Genomic DNA, 20,514 nt, shown 5'->3' on the forward strand with positions numbered 1-20,514 from the left:
AGTCTACTGCTTGCTTTGCCAGGTGCCTTTGCGTTTCATTGCCCCCCAGCTTGATTCCATTTGCATGGCCCAGCGGTAAAGTCCCGTCAGGCGCCAGACCGTGTTGATCTGGCGGTAGCCAAGGTTTTCAATGATCACGACCAGGCCCAGCCAGAGGAGATGCTTTCCTCGCGGATAAATATGGAAGGACATTTCTTCCAGCAAAAGGCCCGATGCCGACAGCAGGATACCCAGGCCGATGGCCACAAACAGGAAAGCGCCAAATGCCTGCCACGAGATCGCGCCGCCCAGGAAGGCCACGACCATGAAAACATAGCCGCCCAGTTCCACCAGCGGCCCCAGCCATTCGAACAGCAGCATGAAGGGAAATGCCAGCCAGCCGGGCGCGCCGCCATTGCGGCTGAACAACAGGCCCCAGTTTGCGGCGAGGCTTTCCGAAAGGCCGCGCTGCCAGCGGATGCGCTGGTTTTTCAGGGTCTTGTAATCTTCCGGCGCTTCGGTCCAGCACACCGGGTCGGGCACGAATTCGATGCGGTAGGGCTGGCGCCTGGCGCGCAGCAGGCGATGCATGCGCACCACCAGTTCCATGTCTTCACCGATGGTATTGGGCCGGTAGCCGCCGGCGAGGATGACGGTGTCCTTGCGGAATACGCCGAAAGCACCGGAGATGATGAGCATGCCGTTAATCGCCGACCAGCCGAGACGGCCAAAGAGAAAGGCGCGCAGGTATTCCACCACCTGGAACAGCGCCCAGATGTTTTTCGGCAGGTTGACCTTGGTGAGGAAGCCGCCGCTGACCTCGCAGCCGTTGGCCACGCGCACCGTGCCGCCGGTGGCGACCACGGTCGGGTCGTTCAGGAAGGGCTTGACCACGCGCTCGAGGCTGTCGCGCTGGAGGATGGAGTCGGCATCCACGCCGCAAAACAGCGGATAGCGAGACGCATTGATGCCGGCATTCAGCGAGTCGGCCTTGCCGCCATTGTCCTTGTCGATCACGCGCAGGTTGGCATGGCGCGTGGAGCGATAGATGCAACGGATATCCCTGGTCGGGATCTGGGTGCGGTAGGCTTCCGGGAAAGGCAGCAGGTTGAATTCGCGCTTGAGCACTTCCAGGGTGTCGTCGCGCGAGCCATCGTTGATGACAATGATTTCAAATTCGGAGTAGGTCAGCTGCAGCATCGAACGGATCGATGCGGCAATGGTGGTTTCCTCGTTATAGGCCGGCACCAGCAGGCTGACCGGCGGCTCCAGGCCCGAATACGCCTGAGGCAATTCGTTTAGGAACTGTTCCTGGCCCCTGCGGTGCAGGGCGCGCAAGGACAGCAGGTTGAGCAGGAGATAGCCACCGTTCAATGCCACGAAATAGCACAGGATGAACCAGGTAACGAATTCGATAAGTAGTTGGGATGTCGTCATGCCATGCCTTTTTCTGCCATGACTTGCGCCAGCATGTCGCGCGCGAAGCGGTCGGAAAGGGAAGCGCGCAGGGTGGCAATATCGCCTGCCGACAAGGCGGGCAATTCCAGCAGTGACTGGGCAGTGCGATAGCGCACCCACCAATGCGCATCCTGCAGCAGCGGCACCAGCAGTGCGGCATCGTTGCGGCTGCCGAGCCGCCCCAGCGCCTTGGCCGCCTGCAGGCGCACTTGCCAGTCGTCATGCGCCAGCAGCGTGCGCACTTCGGCCAGGGTTTCCGGGCCGGAGGCGTTGCGCAGGGCGGCGATCAGCGTCGGTACGGCGTTGCGGCGCAGCGCTGCCGCGATCATGCTAGCCGGCAGGCTGACGCGCAATCCTTCGGCAATGCGCAGTCCGCGCGTCAGGCCGGCATCGTCGAGTTGCGGCAACATTTGCGCCAGTATCTCTGCTGCCGGCTCGCGCGCCTCTTGCAGGATGTAGACCACGCGTGCGATGGCCCAGTCATCCTGCTGGATAAAAAACGTCATCATGTGCGCGGCTCCGGCAGCCGGATTGATGCGCGCAAGCGCCCACAGGGCGTTTTGCGCCAGGGTCTGGTCATCTTCGCCGGCAGCGCGCAGCAGGTAGGGCCAGCCTTGCGCATCGCGCAGATATCCAAGAACAAGCGTGGCCAGCAGCCGTTCGGCGCGCTGGCCACGCGCCAGCTTTTCGCGGCACAACGCGTCCAGAGCAAGGCTGCGTGCCAGCGCATTCAACCCCTCCTGGGCATCGCCGCGCATGGAGGCTTGCAAATGCACCCAGACTTTCAGGAGGGGCAGCCGCTCGGCCTGCAGCAATGGCGGCAGCTGATGAGGCGGTTCTCCGGCCACTGTGGCATTCAAGAGCGGACGCCATTTTGCGAGGGCGCGCGCTTCCAGTCGTTCCCGGCGGCGCAGCGCCATGCGCAGGCGCATGATTTGCAGGGCCAGCAGGATCGTCAGCAGCAGCGCGGCCAGTCCGGTCCAGAATGCGGCGGCAATGTAGGGGTCAGAAAGCGTACTGGACGCCAAGATTGATCCCGTTGCGCGAGTAGAGATTGCCCTGGCGGGTATGGGCGGCACCATAAGTGATCGCCCAGTTGCGGTCCAGCCAGTGCCGGCCGGTCAGCGCCACCGAGCGCACGTCGGTCAGGGCGACGCCAGCGGGAATGCTGGCCGCTTCCTTGCCGCCGGCGGCGATCAGGGTAACGGCATTGCGGTCGCCGTAATAAAAGCTGCCGCGCAGTTCGATGCCGTGGGCCGTGGTGTCAAAGGTCCGCGTGGGCCGCCATCCCAGGATCCAGCTGAAAGAAGAAAAGTAGTGCTCCAGCATGAACACCGCCTGGTTGACGGTGACGGTGTCGTAACTGGTGCTGCGCGCGCCGCCGTGCAATAGCCAGGCCGGCGCGAATTCGTATTGCAGCTGCGCGCCGAGCGCATGGCGTGCCAAGACACGATGGGTGGTGCTGACGTTGCCGTCCACGGTGGCGGTAAGCACGCTGCTCAAGGGCGCCGAGTAGCTGGCGGCGAACTGGTCGTCATGCAGGCCGAAGCGGTGCGTCTCGCCGGCGCTGATGTCGACGACATGGCGCGGCGCGAATTTGTAGGACAATCCGGCGACCGTTTCATGCCAGTTGGGCGTGCCATTGCTGAGATGTTCCGTCGCGCCGGAGAGGCGCAACGTGACCGGGTTTTCATTTGGGGCTGCAGGCTCCGCCGCCTGTACGGCGCCGGTTGCCAGCGCGGCTGCCAGCGCGATCAGGTAAGGGAATCGGTTCATGACGGAACGCGCAGGAAGCGGCGCACGCGCGCCAGCAGTTCATTGGGCTGGAAAGGCTTGACGACATAATCGTTGGCGCCCGCATCCAGTGCGCGCACGATGTCGCGCTCCATGGTCTTGGCGGTCAGCATCACGATCGGCACATCGGCCCAGGCGTCGCGGCTGCGAATGACGCGCACGATTTCGAAACCATCGACATAGGGCAGCATCACGTCAAGCAGGACGAGGGCGGGCAAGTCGACCGCCGATTCGACATGGGCGCAGGCGGCGCGGCCATCGGCAGCGTGCACGACCTGGTAACCCTGCCGTTCCAGCATGAACTTGAGGACCTGCGCAATATGCTCGTCGTCTTCGACCACGAGCACGGAAAGCGCGGAGGATGATGGATTGTTTTGCATTGAAATAGTGCACCAAGGTAATTCAAGGAATTATAGGCGAGAAACACTACCCTCAACATGGGCGTGTTGCGGATCGACGTATATATTATTTGCAATATTTCAATGATAAAAAATCAAGCAAATTCGACCAGCAGGAAAATCCGAAAAAATGCTGCTGTATCGGCAGTGTGCATTTAAATGACATTTGCGCATCCGGTTTGCCCGCCACTTGGGACGGTGTGGGACAATTCGCCCACTGTTGCTGAAGCGTTCCGTGATAAATCCCTCATTGTTGGCGTTGAATGAAATTGTTTCGTCCCTATGTTTTGCTTGCCGTGGCCATCGCGACCATTGCCGGCATTTATCTGCTTTCCACTCAAAAGACGATTTACCGTTTCAGCGAATTTTCCGGGCCTGCGCGCAGCGATGCAATCAAGCCGATGCAACGCGCGCGCCTGCAGGATTTTTCGGGCGCGGCAAGCAGCAGCCGGCTTGCCGTCTTGATTACGGATCCGGATTCCGATTGGCTCGGCCTTGTCCATGGCTTGCGGACAATCGGTGTGCCGTTTGTGCTGACACAGGACTACAAGAAAGCCCTGGCGCACAACGTCGTGCTGGTCTACCCGACGATTTCCGGCAAGGTCCTGGCCAAGGATGCCTTGCAGGCTCTGGCATCCTTCCCGCAGGAAGGCGGTACCCTGGTCGGTTTTGAAATACTCGGGGGCGGCGTCAACGAGGTGTTCGGCATCGCCGGCAGCGAGGCATCGAGAAGCTTCAAAGAACTGCGGATAAGTGACGGCGAGGCAGCGGCATTCGCTTTGCCGCATGCGGAAGATCGCAGGATTCCTCTGGCTGGAAAGGCCAGCGGTACGGCTGCCTATGCATTCTTGCCCACGACCGGCAAGGTTGTCGCTGAATACGACGACGGCCGGGCCGCCATCGTCCGTCGCGATGCAGGCAAGGGGCATGCTGTTGCGATCGGCCTGGATATCGGCGCGTACCTCGCAAAAGCCTACAATGGCAGGCAGGAATTTGACAATCATTACGTCAATGCCTATACCCCGGCAGCCGATTCGCTCCTGCGTATCTTGCGCAGCCTTTATCAAACGTTCGAGCCGCTGGCGGTCGCGCTTGACACGGTGCCGGATGGGCGCGCCGCATCGCTGATCATTACCCATGACGTCGATTATACGAAGTCGATCCGGAATGCCGTTCGCTATGCGGAGTACGAAAAGGCAAGCGGCATAAAAGCCACGTATTTCATCCAGACGAAGTACGTGCGCGACTGGAACGATGATATTTTCTTCGATGAGCATGGCGCGGCGCTTACGCGCACCCTGGCGTCGCTTGGCATGGAAATCGCGAGCCATTCCGTATCCCATTCCCGGGTCTTTTCAAAATTTCCACTTGGCGACGGTACGGAACGCTATCCCGCGTACCTGCCGTTTGTAAAAGACAAGTACGACACCAAGGACGGCACCATCCTCGGTGAACTGCGGGTTAGCCGTTTTTTACTTGAAAGCGTCGTGCCTGGACAGTCCGTTGTGAGTTTTCGCCCGGGACATCTGGAATATCCGTTCGCCCTGCCGCAGGCGCTCGATGCTACCGGTTATCGTTTCAGTTCGACGGTAACCAGTGGCATTGCAAATAGCCACCTTCCTTTCAAGCTGAACTACAGCCGCGAGGGACAGGCCGAAACAGCCGTTTTCGAATTTCCGATCACGATCGAGGACGAACTGGCGCGGCCAATGACTGCGCGGCTGCCTGCGACGATTGCCATCCTGGACAAGCTTCGCAATTACGGCGGCATGTGCGTGGTGCTCATTCACCCCGATGTGTTTGATGACAAACTTGCTTTTCTTGAAGCCCTGGTGCCGAAAGCAAAAGCAATGGGTGCCTGGACCGGCACGCTCGCGGAATTCGGCCATTGGTGGGCGGCGCGCGATACGGTCAACGTGGATGTGGTCCGCGACGGCAAACGTGTCGTTTTCAAGGCGAGCGCAGAACGTGAGTTCGATAAAATCGCATTCCTTGTGCCGGCCGCATGGCGGCTCGATGCGAGCGCCCCGGGCAGTAGCAGCGTGCGTCAATCCGGTAACAGGATCGTGGTGCAAAAACCAGTGCGGGACTTGCATCTGGTTTTCCATCTGTAAGGCAGGAACTGCCGGCAAATTGCAATTGCGCGGCAGGTCAGGTTTTATATTGATATTCATGGCAATGGCCGATGATGCCCAGATTGGGACAGCGTGTCCCGAGACGTCTACAGAAAATGGGCGGAGCTTGCAGAAGCTGCTCTGATATTGATTATTGGCAAATCAATGAGATGCCCAGGTGCTACTTTTACGTCCATGTACCATACCGAAAGCGGCCTCAATCCGGCGCTGCGCAGCCCGGTCCTCGGCGCAGCCAGCCGCAGCCGGATCGGCGCAGGCGTCTATTTTCTCGGCTTGACCAGTCTCCTGACGGATATTTCGGCGGAAATGGTTGCCAGCATCCTGCCGCTCTACCTGTTTACCGTCCTGCGGCTGTCGCCCTTTGAATTCGGCTTGATCGACGGCCTCTACAACGGCAGCGCCGCCATCGCCAGGCTGGCATCGGCCTATTGGGCCGACCGGCGCGGCAGGCACAAGGCACTGGCCTTCCTCGGTTACCTGCTGTCGGCGCTGGCCAAATTTGCGCTGCTATTCGCCGGCATCGCCGGTTTTGTGTCGGTCGCAGCCGTCCTGCTGGCCGACCGCATCGGCAAGGGCATCCGTACTTCCCCCCGCGACGCGCTGATCGCCAGCCATGCGAATGCCGACACCATCGGTGCGGCGTTTGGCGTGCATCGCGCCATGGATGCCGTGGGGGCAATCATCGGCCCCTTGCTGGCGACCGGGCTGCTGCTATGGCTGCCGCGGCGCTTCGATATCGTATTTTTGGGCAGCCTGAGTTTTGCCGTGCTCGGCTTGCTGGTGTTCGGCTTGTGCGTCCAGGCAGGCAGGGACGGCAGCCGCGCGGCGCCGGGCGAGCGCGAACCGGTCAGCCTGGCGGCGATGCTGGGCGCCATGCGCGCGCCGCGCTTCATGCTGCTGGTGACGGCTGCCAGCCTGCTGTCGCTGTTTACCCTGAGCGACAACATGATTTATCTCGGCTTGCAGCGACAACTCGATTTTGATGCTAGCTATCTGCCGCTGCTGTTCGTCGCCACCGCCTGCGTCTTCATGTGCCTGGCAATCCCGCTGGGGCGGCTGGCCGACCGCTACGGCCATGTGCAGGTTTTTCTGGCGGGCTACCTCATGCTGGGGCTGGTGTATTGCCTGTACGCGGCGCTGCCGGCGGGCGGCAGCATCAAGCTGGTCGTGTGCATCGTGCTGCTGGGCGCCTACTATGCCGCCACCGATGGCATCCTGGCAGCACTGGCGGTAAAGCAGCTGCCCGCCGAAATGCATGCCACCGGCATTGCCTGCATCGGTACCCTGACCAGCCTGGCCCGCATGGGCTCGTCGATCCTGTTTGGCTGGGGCTGGGAAAACCTGGGACAGGAACAGGCAGTCGGCTGGTTCGGCATTGCCATGCTGGCGATGCTTTGCCTGACGGTGCTGGTGGCCCGCAAGCTCGGGCAGGGCGCAAGCGCCGCATGAAATTGCGACGAAGCGGATATCGAATGATGCCTTTGCAATCAATGAAAAAGAAACCATCCCGCGATCCTGTGGCCGTGCTCTTGCGCGCGCTGCGGAGGTGGGCTTTGCGCGGCATGGCGTCCATTGCTGCCGTCGCATTCAGCATGGGGCCAGGCGGCATGGCACATGCGGCGACGCCTGCGGCCGGCAGCGTGAGCGACCTGCGCCCCTATGCCACCCGTCCCGGCTTTGCCCTGGTGCGCAATGCCGGCAAGGATGCGCCGGTGCGCGTCGACATGGTGCGCTTCGATCCGATCAGCAAGAAGATTCTCGAACGGCGCCCCACCACGCTCGCGTGCGAACGCGTGCACCTGGCGCGGCAGAGCATTTTCTGTCTCGGCACGCCGCAGCAAGGCAGCGTCGGTGCCGGTCTGACTTACGCCGTGACCGACTTCAGGCTGGAGACAGTGTTTTCTGGCAAGATGCCGATGGGAATGGCCGTCAGCCGGGCCCGTGTTTCGCCTGACGCCACGCACGCCGGCAGTACCGTGTTTATCGCCGGTCACGCTTATGGCGCGGCCAGTTTTGCCACCCAGGCCCTGGTCATCGATCTGCGGCAACGCAGACTCAGCATGCCGCCGCTGGAAAACTGGAATATCTTTCAAAACAACGTGCAAATCAGTTCCAAGGACATGAATCTCTGGGGCGTGAGTTTCGATCCGCGCAATCCGGACCTGTTTTATGTCACGGCGGCCATCAAGGAAAAGCCTTATCTCGCCAGGGGCAGCATCAGCGCGCGGCGCATCGACTTGCTCCGGCCGGATATCGAATGTCCTTCGGTATCCCCCGATGGCAGCAAGCTGGCATTCAAGAAGCGGCAGGGCAAGACAGGCTGGGCGCCGGCCGTACTGGATCTTGCCAGCGGCAGGGAAACGGTTTTTCAGGAAAGCCGCAGCATCGATGACCAGATCGAGTGGCTGGACAACCATACCCTGGTATATGAATTGAATTCGCCGCGCATGATGGGCGTCAAAACAGACTTGCGGCAAATTGATATAAGGCAGCCGCAAAACTCTTCGCAGCTATGGCTGGAAAATGCAGCTTCGCCTGCTATCCTGCGTTAAACGCTTCATTTAAAAATCCCGCTGTTGCTCAACAAGCGGAATGTTAAATATGGATATTTCGATTTAAATATTTACCCCTTCTTTAACTGTATATATATACAGTACAATGGTGCTCCCTTACCACCACCGGGAGGTCGCCATGTCACTCTGCGCAGCAGGTCCTGCCGCACAAGACTTCATATCCGCCGCATCCTTGTCGCATGCCGTCTGGCGCGCCACGCAAATGGCGACGCACCGTGCCGACGCCGTGGCCAGCGGCCATGCCGCGCTGGACCCCGAGTTGCCTGACGGCGGCTGGCCGAAGTCCGCCCTGATCGAATTGCTGCCGCAGCAGTGCGGCATCGGCGAAATGCGCCTGCTGCGCCCGGCCCTGGCGTCGATCGCGCAAAGCCGCCGCATCGCGCTGGTGCAGCCGCCGCATGCGCCGCAGATCGCCGCCTGGGCAGGCTGGGGCTTGCCGGCTGAGCGGCTGCTGTGGGTGAAGGCCGACCGCAGCGCCGATGCCTTGTGGAGCGTCGAACAAATCCTGCGCAACGGCAGTTGCGGCGCGCTGGTGTTCTGGCAAACGCACATCCGCCCGGAAGCGTTGCGCCGCCTGCATCTGGCGGCACAGGCCGGCGATGCCGTGTTCTGGCTGCTGCGCCCGCTGGCTGGCGCGCAGGATGCCTCGCCCGCGCCATTGCGGCTGGCGTTGCGGCCTGCGCGCGCCGGCATCGACATCCATATCATCAAGCGCCGTGGCCCGGTGCGCGAAGACAGCCTGTTCATCCCGCTTGCGCTGCCTGCTGCGACCATTCCATTCAACCCTTCATCCGTGCGGTCGAGCCATCATGCGCCTGTGGATCGGCATGCACCTGCCGCTATTGCCTCTCGAAACCCTGCGTCCGCGCTGGTCTGAGCCGGGCATGCATGCCGTGCTGGAGCGCGACCGCGTGCTGGCGGCAACGCCCGAAGCCCTGGCGGCGGGTGTGCGTCTGGGCATGCGCCGCGGCGGCGTGCTAGCGATTGCCCCCGGCACAAACCTGCTCGAACGCACTCCCTGCGGCGAGCAGGAAGCCTTGCAAGGCATGGCCCTGGCGCTGCTGCAATACACCCCGCACCTGGCGCTGGCGGACGATGCCGGCCTGCTGCTGGAGGTGGGCGCCAGCCTGCGCCTGTTCGGCGGGCCGCGCGCGATCTGCCGGCGCGCGCGCGATACCGTGGCGGCGCTGGGTTTTACGCCGCACATCGCCATGGCGCCTACTGCCCATGGCGCCTGGCTGCTGGCGCGCGCCGGCGCCCATCACGGCCAGGGCAGGGCGGGCCTGTCCTTGAAAAGTGCCTTGAAAATGGCCAGCCTGTGCCGCACCCTAAATGCCGTGCCGTTCGACCTTTTGCCGGCAGCGCAGGCGCATGCGCAACTGCTGGCCGGCATCGGCTGCGCCACGCTGGGCGACTTGCGCAAGCTGCCGCGCGCGGGCCTGCAGCGGCGTTGCGGCAAGCAGGTTCTGGAGGAACTCGACCAGGCTTATGGCGATGCCGCCGAGCTGTTCGAGTGGATCGAAGCGCCGCCGGCTTTTTCAAGAAGGCTGGAGCTGCCGGACCGTATCGAGCATGCCGAAGGCTTGCTGTTCGGCGCGCGCCGCCTGCTGGCCGAAATGACCGGCTGGCTGGTGGCGCGGCATCTGGCGATCACGCGCTTCACCTTCCTGATCGAACATGAGCGCGGCCGCGCAGCCGTTGCGCCCACGCCGCTTGAAATCCTCCTGGCTGAAGCCGCCTGGCGCGAAGAGCACCTGCTGAAACTGCTGAAGGAAAAGATGGCGCGCCTGGTGCTGGCCGCGCCCGCCATCGCCATGCGCCTGGAAGCAACGCAACTGTCGCCCCTGGCGCCGCCGAGCGATTCGCTGTTTCCAGAGCCTGGCGGCACGCCTGCCGATTACCGCCGCCTGCTGGAATTGCTGGCTGCCCGGCTGGGCGAGGATGCGGTGCTGGCGCCGGCGCCCGTGGCCGACTACCGGCCGGAAGTCGGCAATGCCTGGCAAAGCGCGGCCCGAGGGGTGCTGCGGCAGCGCAAGCCTGCGGAAAGCGCGCCGGATGCCGAGCGGCCCTTCTGGCTGATGGCGGCACCGGTGGCCTTGCTGGTGCGCGAGCACCGGCCTTTCTATGGCTCGCCGCTGACGCTCTTGGCCGGGCCGGAGCGCATCGAATGCGGCTGGTGGGACAGTGCCCTGGCCGTGCGCGACTATTACATCGCCATGGATGCCGAGGCTGCCTGCTACTGGATCTATCGCGAGCGCTTCGACCTCGAGGAACGCTGGTTCCTGCACGGCCTGTTTGCCTGATTCCCTCCCGGATCGAGCACAGCCATGGTGATGCCGCCCATCGTCCCCCAAGCGCCGGCATCGCCCATGCCGCCAGCGCTGCCGGATTATGCCGAACTGCAGTGCGCTTCCAATTTCAGCTTTTTGCGCGGCGCCTCGCACCCGGACGAACTGGTGGCGCGCGCCGCCACCCTGGGGTATACGGCGCTGGCGATTACCGACGAATGTTCGCTGGCCGGCGTGGTGCGCGCCCATGCGGAAGCCAAAAGGCTGGGATTGCACCTGGTCATCGGCAGCCAGTTCACTGTCCACCATGCCGACGGCAGTCCGGCTTGCAGGCTGACCGTGCTGGCGCAAAACCGCGAAGGCTACGGCAACCTGTGCGAGCTGATCACGCTGGCGCGCACCCGCGTTGCCAAGGGCAGCTACCTGCTGACGACGGAGGATTTCAGTGTTCCCGCGCCGCCGCTGGCGCACCTGCGCGGATTGCCCGATTGCCTGGTGTTGCTCGCGCCCGAGCACGGCAGTGCTGCCGAACGCATCGCCGCCCAGGCGGCCTGGGTGAAAGAGACTTTTCCGGGACGCGCCTGGATTGCCCTGACGCTGCTGCATGGCGCACGCGACGCCCGCCACCGCCAGGCAGTCGAAGCGGCGGCGCACGGCTGCGGCCTTGGGCTGGTGGCCACCGGCGACGTCATCATGCATGTACGTTCCCGCAAGCCCCTGCAGGATACGCTGACGGCCATCCGCATCGGCAAGCCGGTCGCCGAGTGCGGCTATGCGCTGGCGCCGAACGCCGAGCAGCACCTGCGCGCGCGCCTGCGCCTGGCCAATATCTATCCGCCGGGGGCGCTGGCGCAAAGCGTCGCGCTGGCCCGCCGCTGCATCTTTTCGCTGGATGAATTGCGCTACGAATACCCGGAAGAAGTGGTGCCGCCGGGAGAAACACCCGCCACCTACCTGCGCCGCCAGACCTGGACCGGCGCGCGCTGGCGCTTTCCCGCAGGGATTCCGGCAACGGTACAGCAGCAGATCGAGCACGAGCTGGCGCTGATTGCCGAGATGGCCTATGAAGCGTACTTCCTGACCGTGTATGACATCGTGCGTTTCGCGCGCAGCCGCCAGATCCTGTGCCAGGGCAGGGGGTCGGCTGCCAACTCGGCCGTGTGCTATTGCCTGGGCATCACGGAAGTGGACCCGGTGCGCGGCAACCTGCTGTTCGAGCGTTTCATTTCCAAGGAGCGCAACGAGCCGCCCGACATCGATGTGGATTTCGAGCACCAGCGCCGCGAAGAAGTCATCCAGTACATCTACAACAAGTATGGCCGCCTGCGCGCGGCACTCACCGGGGTGGTCATCAGCTATCGCCCGCGCAGCGTGCTGCGCGAAGTCGGCAAGGCGCTCGGCGTCGATGCGGCGCTGGTAGACCAGGCCGCGCGCGCGCATCGCTGGTGGGACAGCCGCAAGGACCTGGTCAAGCGCCTGGCGGAATCTGGCATCGACCCGCACTCGGCCATTGCGCATCACTGGAGCACCCTGGCGGAAAAGCTGCTGGGTTTTCCGCGCCACCTGTCGCAGCATCCTGGCGGCTTCGTCATTTCGCGGGGCAAATTGTCGCGCCTGGTGCCGATCGAGAATGCCGCCATGGCGGACAGGAGCGTGGTGCAATGGGACAAGGATGATCTCGATGCGCTGGGGCTGATGAAGGTCGATATCCTCGCGCTTGGCATGCTTTCCATGATCCGCCGTGCATTGGCGATGGTCGCGGCGCGGCGCGGCGAATCCTTCGAGCTGCAGGACATTCCCGCCGAAGACCGGGAAACGTATCGCATGATCTGCCGCGCCGATACGGTAGGCGTATTCCAGATCGAGAGCCGGGCGCAGATGAGCATGCTGCCGCGCCTCAAGCCCCGTACCTTTTACGACCTCGTGATCGAGGTGGCGATCGTGCGCCCCGGGCCCATCCAGGGCGACATGGTGCATCCCTACCTGCGCCGCCGCCAGGGACTGGAGGCGGTCAGCTATCCTGGCCCGGAAGTCGAGCAGGCACTCTCGCGCACGCTGGGCGTGCCGATTTTTCAGGAGCAGGTGATGCAGGTTGCCATGCTGGCCGGCGGCTTTACGCCCGGCGAAGCAGACCAGCTGCGTCGCGCCATGGCGGCCTGGCGGCGCAAGGGCGACCTTTCGGTTTTCCATGACAAGCTGGTGCGCGGCATGCACGAGCGCGGCTATACGGAGGCATTTGCCGAGGCGATTTTCCGCCAGGTGCAGGGCTTTGCCGAATACGGATTCCCGGAAAGCCACTCGGCCAGCTTCGCCTTGCTCGCCTATGCCAGCGCCTGGCTGAAATGCCATGAACCGGCAGCATTCCTCGCCGCCTTGCTGAACAGCCAGCCGATGGGGTTTTACTCGCCCTCGCAACTGGTGCAGGATGCGCAGCGCCATGGCGTCGCGGTGCTTGCCGTGGATGTGATGGTGAGCGGATGGGAAGCCGCACTGGAGCCGATGGCGGAAGACGCCTTGGCCGGGCCGGTTGCGGTACGCCTCGGCCTGAACCTGGTGCAGGGCTTGTCGTGCGAGGCTGGCTGGCGCATCGAGGAGGCACGTGCCATCCGGCCCTTTGCCGATGCCGCCGACCTGGCGCTGCGGGCGGAATTGAGCCGCGCAGAGATGCAGGCGCTGGCGGCAGCCAATGCCTTGCGCGAACTGGCCGGGCATCGCCGCCAGGCGCTCTGGCAAGCCGTGGTCGCCGCGCCTGACAAGGGCCTGTTGCGGCAGGCACCGCCCCAGGAGCCGGGGAGTGCAGGCATGGAGCTGCAGGCGCCCCCGGAAGCTGCGGACATCGTCGCCGATTACCGCACGCTGGGCCTGACTCTGGGACGTCATCCGCTGGCCTTGCTGCGCCCCATGCTTTACAAAAAGCGCTTCCTGCCGGCCGAGGTGCTGAATACCTTTGCCAATCGCCAGGCGGCGCGCGCCTGCGGCATCGTGACCTTGCGCCAGCGCCCGCAAACCGCCAATGGGGTCATGTTCATGACGCTGGAAGATGAGACCGGCACCGTCAATGTCATTCTCTGGCCGGACCTTGTGGAAAGGCAGCGCAGGGAGGTGCTGGGGGCTTCATTGCTGGGGGTATATGGCGTGTGGCAATGCGAAAATGAAGTGCGGCACCTGGTGGCGAAGCGGTTGGTGGATCTGTCGGCGTGGCTGGGGGCGTTATCTACGCAAAGCCGGGATTTTGCGTAGATAAGTCCGTTCTTCAAAAGATACCGGCTGTCATGGCGTCGTTTTTCCCATATTCATGGGATGGCGCACGTCTAATCAGCAGAGATATTATCTTGCTTAATAAACATAAGCTCGCAAGGTCCGTTAGTTATAATTATTGCCATACAGGCAAGGCTCGACTCCGCCTGGCAGCTTGGAAGAATGCGTTAGAGTAAGAGAGGGAAGGGCTGCCATATTTCACGTTTATTCATCACCGTGTTTGTATGCCGTATCGTCGTAAAAGCGCATGTGGCGCACCTTACAGAACATCAAACAAAATTGCATACCGAACGTCTGCCGTGCATGCCGGCAGATCTGCCCATATAAAAGTACCAGTTAAATTTTATGAGAGCACAGATTGGAAGCACTATCCCGGTGCTGGCGTCTTTGAATTTGTCAGAGTCCATCGCTTTTTATACGGACCGTATGGGTTTTACGTTGCTCAGTCAGTATAACGATTACGCGATTGTTGCCCGGGATGGCGCTGAGATTCATTTTTGGTCTTGCTCTGACCGAAGCGTTGCCGAACAGACGTCGTGTTATATCCGTGTTTCAGACACTCAGCAGCTATTTGAAGAGTTTGCAGAGAAAGGCGTTGATGTTAAGCCGCCTATAGTTCGCTCCTGGGGAATGAAGGAGCTTTACGTTATTGATCCGCACGGCAATCTGCTGAAATTTGGAGAGGACGTATGACAATCGCAAAATTCAACTCGTCACTCAACCCAGACAAGCAACATAGAGCTCGCCGCTTCGCGCCGGTGTTGTAATCCGACGAGGATGCTGTAGCGGCAGCCGGGTACAGGGTGATCCATTTTCTTGCGTGGGGCAAAGTCCTTTACCTAGATGTTATGAGGCTTTTTCGACCCAGACCTGTTCCTGTAGATGTTGTCAGCCATGATCAAATTTTGAAGAGGCATGTGCAATCCAGTTTGTTGTAAAAATAATAATTCATTGCTACACTGCCAAATTTCCACGGCCGTGAAAGATTATCCGCTGCGGCGTGCCATTTAATAAATCTGGGTTGGATAGCTTCACTTGAAAGGATAAAAATGAAAAAGCTAATATTTGTCGCCATGCTGATGAATGTGATTACCGTTGCGTTCGCAAATGAAGGAATCAAAAACGGCATGCCATGTCTTGGCGAAATTTGTATTGGCGATGAAATTGCGTCGTTAAGCAACATCAAATGGGAGCCGTCCAAGACTCTAATAATTGGAAAGCCTTTATCGACGATGAAGGTTTCTGACAATCTGATACAAGAATGGAAAGCCAAAGTTGCACCAAGTGCACACGGCGCATTAGCTGGAGCGGTGCCTTATCTGTCACAAAAAACCTTTGACAACCATGGCATCGCAAAACTGAGTAAGGTTAACGGATTTTGTGACCGTATTGATCTGAATTTAAGCGGTAAATTCAAATCAGAAAGCGGCTATGAGACGAGGGTATCTGTAAATGTCGAGCCAGGGTCCGACCCGTCTACCCAAGCCTTGCGGGTGAATACAATCATACGCAGCTATCCTCAAGGCATGACTACTGCTCAGCAAAACGAATTAAAAGAGCAATTCAAACAACGCTATGCTGGAATTCCTGGAATTTATGAAGGCAAAATGACCGATCCAAAATGGAAGTTTGAGGGATCGGAGCTATGGCTGATGGGGCCGGCGACCACTACAGTTAAACGCGACATGCTCAAGCAGTATCCTGGCTGCCTGAAAACCGTCAAGCTCGATTAAATTATGTTGTTCCTGCGGCGCAGCTTCACGGCGAATGTCTCGTGACTTTTAACGCGGCGATAGATTTTATTACGGCGAAACGGCACGCCTTTTTGCCGTATATAAGGAAAACAATGAAAACTCGTACCTTTGCAACAATTACTATGCTTACCGCTTCCTCGTTTTTGGTCGGTTGCGCTTCAATTGTGAACGGTACAAGCCAAGTCGTCTCAGTAGAAACCCGCCATAACGGGCAACAAGTTGTTGGCGCCAACTGTTCCATGGTTAATCCGAAAGGCACTTTTTATGTAAGTACTCCTGGCACTGTAACCATTAATCGGGCTTATGACGACCTAAGCGTGAAATGCGAAAAAGAGGGGATGAAGCCTGGTTTGGCCACGGTAAAAAGCAGCACTAAGCCTATGGCATTTGGCAATATCATTTTTGGCGGCCTTATCGGCGCCGCCGTTGATGCTGGCTCCGGCGCTGCATACGATTATCCGACATTAATAAGTGTCATCATGGAGCAAACCATTACTCAGGCACTGCCGGTCGCCGGGCAACCTGCGAGTGCGCAGCCCGTCGCTTCCGCTTCAACCGCAGATAATTTCGCCAATTCTGCACCCCAAGCTGCTCCCGCTGCGGCGGTTGCACAAAAATAAGCGATTGACACCGGAACCGGGCAGCTGTTGCGCGCTGTTAAAGCTTCTTGGGGACGCCAGGCTACTATATCCATTCCGGTTTTAAAAAGGAGTGCGGCATGGAAACGCAAGAACTTCACCGCGGACGACTGATCGATCACATCCAGCTGGTCGTCCGGGACCTTTCTGCTGCCCGGACGTTTTACGCCAGTGTCTTCGAGGCTTTGAATATTCCCATGGGTGGCGAAGGCGATGGATTTTTTTGGGCGGACGAGTTGTTCGTCTCGACGCCCGACAGCAAAGCGGCGCAAGGCGCCTTGACCGGGCGATATCACCTGGCCTTCCAGGCGCAAAGCCGGGCCATGGTGGACGCGTTTTACAAAGCGGCGCTGGCCAACGGCGGCAAGGATAACGGCGCACCCGGCGAGCGCGCCTACCATCCGGGCTACTACGCAACTTTTGCCCTCGATCCCGATGGCAATAACATCGAAGCCGTTTACCATGGCGAAGCGAAGCGTAGCGCACCCTCCGTCCACATCACGTTCTAGCGCGCGCTGATCCCGCCAACCTTTATATACATGATGGCACCTTCCGGGCCGGTACGCGGCGTGTGGCGGCTGCCATGCGGGCTGCGCAACCATGTGCCGGATCCATATGTGCCATTGCCATCCTTGAAGGCGCCTGCCAGCACCAGGATTTCCTCGCCGCCCAGATGGGTATGCGCAGGAATGCGCGTATTTGGCGCCCAGCGCACCAGCGCGGTATTGACACCGGCGTGATCGTGCAGCGGCAAGACCGACACGCCTGGCGCCGACGCCGGATACCACGCAGCTTTGGTGGTGTCGATGCGCACCGCCTGCGTGTCATCCGGCGCAAATTGCCGCAGTTTCACGAAGAGCATGCACCCGTCTCGCGAGAAGGGCGTGTGGCTGGTGCCGGGCGGATTGCGCAGGTACGTGCCGGCCGGATAGTCGCCATGCTCGTCCGAAAACACCCCCTGCAGCACGAAAATTTCTTCGCCGCCGTCATGCGCATGCTGTGCATAGCCCGCGCCTGCGGCGTACCGCACGATGCTCGTGGCCCGCGCCGTTTCGTCGCCGATACGGTCGAGCATGCGCCGGTCGACGCCGGGCTGGGGAGAAGCCGTCCAGACGGCCTGTTGCGCGCTTTGTACGACGCGCTGGTTGAAATCGCTGTTTATGTTCATGGGGCGAAAGATTACATCAAGATGGGAAATTTCGCGCGCTGCTTTCCCCAGCGATTATTTGTCCGAAGCACCAGGAAATTGCCAGAATACGCCTGTCCGGCGGCATAATACGGGTACTTGGAGCCCGCATGAATCATTTGTCCACTGCAAAAGCGCGCCTGATCGCCCAGGCGCACCTCGATTATCAGCCTGAACTCGTTGCCATCGATGCCGAAGCCATCGCCCGGCTGCCTGCCCGTGCCGACCGTTTCAGCCACATGACGGTTGGCCTGTTTGGCAAGCCGGCCGGGCAAACGGCCGCTGGCGCTGCGGCCTACAGCATCGTGCTGAACAGCCTGAACTTCATGTTCTGGACCCCGACGCCAGAGGGCGTGGAACGTTATCACTGGGGCGACGCAGGCGGGGCGCACGGCTTGCAGGCGGCGCTCGACCAGGCATGGGGCGATGAAGCCACGCCGGTGCGCCTGCGCGCATGCCTGGGATCCGGCGAAGAACAGGCGGTCATCCAGGCGCTGGGCGCCATTCCGATGCCGCGCCGCCGCGGCCAGTTTTTGCGGGAAGTACTGGACGGGGACCACCTGGAACAGGCTGCCGCCGAACTGATCGCCGCCGCCGGGCGCGGTTGCCTGACGTCGGATGATGCCGAGCGCCTGGCAAAACGCTTCCCGATGGCGTATGGACAGGACCCGTATCTCATGCGCGCGCAACTTGCCGTCATGTGGTTTGCCGGCTACCTGGTCGAACAGGGCGGCGAAGTTGATTGCGACATCACGGTGGCGGCCAGTTACCAGATGCCGCGGGTGATGCGTTCCATCAAGGTGTTGCGCTTTGCGAGTGATCTGGCGGAGAAGATCGACCGCCACACGCTGATCCTGCGCAACAGCGCCGAAGAGCGCGCGATTCGCGCGGCCACCGTGCTGGGGGCGCAGGCAATGGCGCAACACCTGGGCGTGTCCGAACATGCCATGGTCAATGTGCTGTGGCAGAACCGCCATGCCTGCGGGGCGACGCCTTACCACCTGACGATTACGACCGACTACTGACTGCACATCCCAACTCACAAGAGTAAATTCCTCATGGCGACGATCGATGAATTCGTAAAAAAACAGAAGGCTGGCGCACAGTTTGTCATTACTGCGCAGATGTTGCGCCTGAAGGCGCCGGAATTCGATGCGCTGGCGCAGCGCTGGCTGGATGACGGCGGGCCGGGATTCAACGTCGTCGGCGTGCCGCACCGCAGCGTGGTGGAGGGCGAGTTCCTCATCACCCGCGTGACCGTGATCCGGACCACGGCGCAATTATGAACAGGACGCCAACCAGGACGCTGGAAAAAGCCAGGCTCGACGGCGCACGGGTGACACTGGAGCCCTTGGGCCAGGAACATCTGGAGGGCCTGGCCAATGCCATCGAGGATGGCCGGCTCTGGGAAATTCCCGTCACCTTCGTGCCGCACCCGCAGGACCTGGCGGCGTTTGTCGAACAGGCAGAAGCGGCATTTTGCGATGGCCGCGAACTTGCGTTTGCGATTATCGACAAGGCGTCCGGAAAGGTCGCCGGCAGCACGCGCTTTCGCTGCATCGACTTCGGCCATCAGCGCGCGGAAATCGGCTTTACCTTTTTAGGCCAGTCCTGGCAACGCTCGCACATCAACACGGAAGCCAAGTACCTGATGCTGAAACACGCATTTGAATGCTGGGGCCTGAACCGTGTCGAATTGCTGACCGATGTCCTGAATGACAAATCGCGCGCTGCGATTGCCCGCATCGGCGCAAGGGAGGAGGGTATCCTGCGCAACCACATGGTGATGCGCGACGGCCGCATTCGCGATTCCGTCGTATTCAGCATCGTCAGGGCGGAATGGCCCGAAGTGGCGGTACTGCTGGCCCAAAAAATTCCGCCTGTACCCATCGTTGCAGCGGCAGACTCGAGCAATAGCGTCCCGGATCTGAACCATTGCTCGCCCGGACTCGCGCACAGCCAGCCCGATTGCCTGACGGGCTTTTGAGCAGTCCGGCGTCCTGCCGGAAGTGCGCTTGCTCCTTGCCGCGTGCAAATTAGCTGTTGCCGCCAAAAAGGTCATGCGCATCCAGAATCGCATAGGCAATCTCGGGTTTGCTCTCCAGGCAGCGCCGAATGGCCGCTGGTATCGCTTGACGTGTCTTGCGGCACAGTCCCGGCTGCTCCGCCAGGCGGATGCCGATACCGCCGCGAATCGTCCGGACCTCTTCTGTTGCCGGACCGATCGTGACAACAATGCCCAGGTTGGATTGCAGGCGCTCCTGCATGTGCTTCAGGTCATCGTAGCTGGCGATGTTTTCCAGGCGCGCAACCAGGCGCTTCTCTTCTTCCCTGGTCAGGCGCATGATGCGCAAATCCCCCTGCGGGTCTTCCAGCAGGCGCTCCCGCTCGCACGTGCAGGCGCCGGGCGGGCATTCGGTGCGGATGGGGAAGGGCAGCGCCTTCGGCATGGGGATCAGACCTTTTTGACGAACTCCGTTTTCAGGCTCATGGCGCCAAAGCCATCGATCTTGCAATCGATGTCATGGTCGCTGTCGACCAGGCGGATATTCTTTACCTTGGTGCCTTGCTTGATCGTGCCGCCGGAACCCTTGAGCTTCAGGTCCTTGATCACGGTAACGGTGTCGCCGTCCTGCAGGATGGCGCCGGTGGCATCCCGGTAGACCCTGCCGCCTTCTTCCGCTGCCTCGGCGCCGGCCGTCGCAGACCATTCATGGGCGCATTCGGGGCAGATGTACTGGCTGCCATCTTCATAGGTGAATTCGGAATGGCATTTGGGGCACGGGGGGAGGGAGCTCATGACAATGTTTTTCTGGTGCGAAAATAGCGGTGGAAAAGACCCACAGTATAAAGTGTCAACGTGCTGATGCTCAAGTAATGGGGAAGTTTCCCCTGCCAGCCTTGTACAAGCGTTGCAGCAACGGCGAAGGAACCCTTAAACACATTATTGATATTTCCCACCTGATCGTTGGCATGGGCGAATTATTGTAGCGGCATTCCTGGCGGTTCCGGGATGCGCGCTCGCAGGTGCAGCAGCATTGCCAGGCGCATCA

Annotated in this window: 20 protein-coding genes; 13 read left to right on the forward strand and 7 right to left on the reverse strand. The window is 60.9% G+C overall.

Annotated elements, in window-relative coordinates; all coding sequences use genetic code 11:
* Positions 1 to 3 precede the first annotated feature (3 nt).
* From EKL02_RS09945 to EKL02_RS09960, 4 genes are read right to left on the reverse strand one after another with little or no spacing between them, the layout of a single operon-like run.
* A complete protein-coding gene (locus EKL02_RS09945; protein WP_128901900.1) occupies positions 4 to 1,416 on the reverse strand; it encodes a glycosyltransferase family 2 protein in 1,413 nt (470 codons plus the stop codon).
* On the reverse strand, positions 1,413 to 2,465 hold the full coding sequence (locus EKL02_RS09950; RefSeq protein ID WP_164932003.1) for a HEAT repeat domain-containing protein: 1,053 nt from the start codon (positions 2,463 to 2,465) through the stop codon (positions 1,413 to 1,415). The genes EKL02_RS09945 and EKL02_RS09950 overlap by 4 nt, the downstream gene beginning before the upstream one ends.
* Positions 2,443 to 3,213, reverse strand: coding sequence for a YaiO family outer membrane beta-barrel protein (locus EKL02_RS09955; protein WP_128901902.1), 771 nt, complete (start codon positions 3,211 to 3,213; stop codon positions 2,443 to 2,445). Before EKL02_RS09955 ends, EKL02_RS09950 begins: the two co-directional genes overlap by 23 nt.
* A complete protein-coding gene (locus EKL02_RS09960) occupies positions 3,210 to 3,611 on the reverse strand; it encodes a response regulator (protein ID WP_128901903.1) in 402 nt (133 codons plus the stop codon). The genes EKL02_RS09955 and EKL02_RS09960 overlap by 4 nt, the downstream gene beginning before the upstream one ends.
* Before the next feature lie 281 nt (positions 3,612 to 3,892).
* On the opposite strand from EKL02_RS09960, the gene EKL02_RS09965 reads away from it, so the two are divergent.
* The 10 genes from EKL02_RS09965 (at position 3,893) to EKL02_RS10010 (ending at position 16,784) form a co-directional block, all read left to right on the forward strand.
* On the forward strand, positions 3,893 to 5,743 hold the full coding sequence (locus EKL02_RS09965) for a polysaccharide deacetylase family protein (RefSeq protein WP_128901904.1): 1,851 nt from the start codon (positions 3,893 to 3,895) through the stop codon (positions 5,741 to 5,743).
* 195 nt (positions 5,744 to 5,938) lie between these two features.
* Positions 5,939 to 7,213 carry an MFS transporter gene (locus EKL02_RS09970; protein ID WP_164932004.1) on the forward strand — a complete coding sequence of 425 codons (1,275 nt, stop codon included), beginning with the start codon at positions 5,939 to 5,941 and terminating at the stop codon, positions 7,211 to 7,213.
* A 41-nt stretch (positions 7,214 to 7,254) separates the two neighbouring features.
* Positions 7,255 to 8,316, forward strand: a complete 1,062-nt coding sequence (locus EKL02_RS09975; protein WP_128901906.1) for a hypothetical protein — start codon at positions 7,255 to 7,257, stop codon at positions 8,314 to 8,316.
* Between the two features lie 139 nt (positions 8,317 to 8,455).
* Positions 8,456 to 9,214: a translesion DNA synthesis-associated protein ImuA gene (gene imuA, locus EKL02_RS09980; protein ID WP_128901907.1), complete on the forward strand. Its 759-nt coding sequence runs from the start codon at positions 8,456 to 8,458 to the stop codon at positions 9,212 to 9,214.
* The gene (locus EKL02_RS09985; RefSeq protein ID WP_128901908.1) at positions 9,147 to 10,640 is read left to right on the forward strand and encodes a DNA polymerase Y family protein; all 1,494 of its coding nucleotides are present in this window, start codon (positions 9,147 to 9,149) and stop codon (positions 10,638 to 10,640) included. The genes imuA and EKL02_RS09985 overlap by 68 nt, the downstream gene beginning before the upstream one ends.
* 30 nt (positions 10,641 to 10,670) lie before the next feature.
* Positions 10,671 to 13,865 carry an error-prone DNA polymerase gene (locus EKL02_RS09990; RefSeq protein ID WP_277750586.1) on the forward strand — a complete coding sequence of 1,065 codons (3,195 nt, stop codon included), beginning with the start codon at positions 10,671 to 10,673 and terminating at the stop codon, positions 13,863 to 13,865.
* Positions 13,866 to 14,228: 363 nt separating this feature from the next.
* Positions 14,229 to 14,576 carry a VOC family protein gene (locus EKL02_RS09995; protein ID WP_128901909.1) on the forward strand — a complete coding sequence of 116 codons (348 nt, stop codon included), beginning with the start codon at positions 14,229 to 14,231 and terminating at the stop codon, positions 14,574 to 14,576.
* A gap of 356 nt (positions 14,577 to 14,932) precedes the next feature.
* A complete protein-coding gene (locus EKL02_RS10000; protein WP_128901910.1) occupies positions 14,933 to 15,616 on the forward strand; it encodes a hypothetical protein in 684 nt (227 codons plus the stop codon).
* 113 nt (positions 15,617 to 15,729) lie between these two features.
* Positions 15,730 to 16,257 (forward strand): hypothetical protein, encoded by a 528-nt coding sequence (locus EKL02_RS10005; protein ID WP_206732374.1) that lies wholly within the window; start codon positions 15,730 to 15,732, stop codon positions 16,255 to 16,257.
* Positions 16,258 to 16,355: 98 nt separating this feature from the next.
* Positions 16,356 to 16,784, forward strand: coding sequence for a VOC family protein (locus tag EKL02_RS10010; protein ID WP_128901911.1), 429 nt, complete (start codon positions 16,356 to 16,358; stop codon positions 16,782 to 16,784).
* Here the strand turns inward: EKL02_RS10010 and EKL02_RS10015 are convergent.
* Positions 16,781 to 17,443, reverse strand: a complete 663-nt coding sequence (locus EKL02_RS10015; protein ID WP_128901912.1) for a cupin domain-containing protein — start codon at positions 17,441 to 17,443, stop codon at positions 16,781 to 16,783. The genes EKL02_RS10010 and EKL02_RS10015 overlap by 4 nt on opposite strands.
* A gap of 128 nt (positions 17,444 to 17,571) precedes the next feature.
* Between EKL02_RS10015 and EKL02_RS10020 the strand changes: the two genes are divergently transcribed.
* From EKL02_RS10020 to EKL02_RS10030, 3 genes are read left to right on the forward strand one after another with little or no spacing between them, the layout of a single operon-like run.
* Positions 17,572 to 18,486: a queuosine salvage family protein gene (locus EKL02_RS10020; RefSeq protein WP_128901913.1), complete on the forward strand. Its 915-nt coding sequence runs from the start codon at positions 17,572 to 17,574 to the stop codon at positions 18,484 to 18,486.
* A gap of 33 nt (positions 18,487 to 18,519) precedes the next feature.
* A complete protein-coding gene (locus EKL02_RS10025) occupies positions 18,520 to 18,747 on the forward strand; it encodes a hypothetical protein (RefSeq protein ID WP_128901914.1) in 228 nt (75 codons plus the stop codon).
* Positions 18,744 to 19,448, forward strand: coding sequence for a GNAT family protein (locus tag EKL02_RS10030; protein WP_128901915.1), 705 nt, complete (start codon positions 18,744 to 18,746; stop codon positions 19,446 to 19,448). The genes EKL02_RS10025 and EKL02_RS10030 overlap by 4 nt, the downstream gene beginning before the upstream one ends.
* Positions 19,449 to 19,497: 49 nt before the next feature.
* On the opposite strand, the gene EKL02_RS10035 is transcribed toward EKL02_RS10030, so the two are convergent.
* Positions 19,498 to 19,911: a hypothetical protein gene (locus EKL02_RS10035; protein WP_128901916.1), complete on the reverse strand. Its 414-nt coding sequence runs from the start codon at positions 19,909 to 19,911 to the stop codon at positions 19,498 to 19,500.
* Positions 19,912 to 19,916: 5 nt separating this feature from the next.
* Entirely contained in the window at positions 19,917 to 20,261 is a 345-nt protein-coding gene (locus EKL02_RS10040) for a zinc ribbon domain-containing protein YjdM (RefSeq protein ID WP_128901917.1), read from the reverse strand.
* Positions 20,262 to 20,514: the final 253 nt, after the last annotated feature.

Origin of the sequence: Janthinobacterium sp. 17J80-10 (assembly GCF_004114795.1) — a bacterium.
GTDB lineage: Bacteria > Pseudomonadota > Gammaproteobacteria > Burkholderiales > Burkholderiaceae_D > Paucimonas.

Coding starts and splice junctions, on each gene's coding strand:
- EKL02_RS09945 (WP_128901900.1), bottom strand. CDS start 1,416: ATGACGACATCCCAACTACTTATCGAATTCGTTACCTGGTTCATCCTG.
- EKL02_RS09955 (WP_128901902.1), bottom strand. CDS start 3,213: ATGAACCGATTCCCTTACCTGATCGCGCTGGCAGCCGCGCTGGCAACC.
- EKL02_RS09960 (WP_128901903.1), bottom strand. CDS start 3,611: ATGCAAAACAATCCATCATCCTCCGCGCTTTCCGTGCTCGTGGTCGAA.
- EKL02_RS09965 (WP_128901904.1), top strand. CDS start 3,893: ATGAAATTGTTTCGTCCCTATGTTTTGCTTGCCGTGGCCATCGCGACC.
- EKL02_RS09970 (WP_164932004.1), top strand. CDS start 5,939: ATGTACCATACCGAAAGCGGCCTCAATCCGGCGCTGCGCAGCCCGGTC.
- EKL02_RS09975 (WP_128901906.1), top strand. CDS start 7,255: ATGAAAAAGAAACCATCCCGCGATCCTGTGGCCGTGCTCTTGCGCGCG.
- imuA (WP_128901907.1), top strand. CDS start 8,456: ATGTCACTCTGCGCAGCAGGTCCTGCCGCACAAGACTTCATATCCGCC.
- EKL02_RS09985 (WP_128901908.1), top strand. CDS start 9,147: ATGCGCCTGTGGATCGGCATGCACCTGCCGCTATTGCCTCTCGAAACC.
- EKL02_RS09990 (WP_277750586.1), top strand. CDS start 10,671: ATGCCGCCCATCGTCCCCCAAGCGCCGGCATCGCCCATGCCGCCAGCG.
- EKL02_RS09995 (WP_128901909.1), top strand. CDS start 14,229: ATGAGAGCACAGATTGGAAGCACTATCCCGGTGCTGGCGTCTTTGAAT.
- EKL02_RS10000 (WP_128901910.1), top strand. CDS start 14,933: ATGAAAAAGCTAATATTTGTCGCCATGCTGATGAATGTGATTACCGTT.
- EKL02_RS10005 (WP_206732374.1), top strand. CDS start 15,730: ATGAAAACTCGTACCTTTGCAACAATTACTATGCTTACCGCTTCCTCG.
- EKL02_RS10010 (WP_128901911.1), top strand. CDS start 16,356: ATGGAAACGCAAGAACTTCACCGCGGACGACTGATCGATCACATCCAG.
- EKL02_RS10015 (WP_128901912.1), bottom strand. CDS start 17,443: ATGAACATAAACAGCGATTTCAACCAGCGCGTCGTACAAAGCGCGCAA.
- EKL02_RS10020 (WP_128901913.1), top strand. CDS start 17,572: ATGAATCATTTGTCCACTGCAAAAGCGCGCCTGATCGCCCAGGCGCAC.
- EKL02_RS10025 (WP_128901914.1), top strand. CDS start 18,520: ATGGCGACGATCGATGAATTCGTAAAAAAACAGAAGGCTGGCGCACAG.
- EKL02_RS10030 (WP_128901915.1), top strand. CDS start 18,744: ATGAACAGGACGCCAACCAGGACGCTGGAAAAAGCCAGGCTCGACGGC.
- EKL02_RS10035 (WP_128901916.1), bottom strand. CDS start 19,911: ATGCCGAAGGCGCTGCCCTTCCCCATCCGCACCGAATGCCCGCCCGGC.
- EKL02_RS10040 (WP_128901917.1), bottom strand. CDS start 20,261: ATGAGCTCCCTCCCCCCGTGCCCCAAATGCCATTCCGAATTCACCTAT.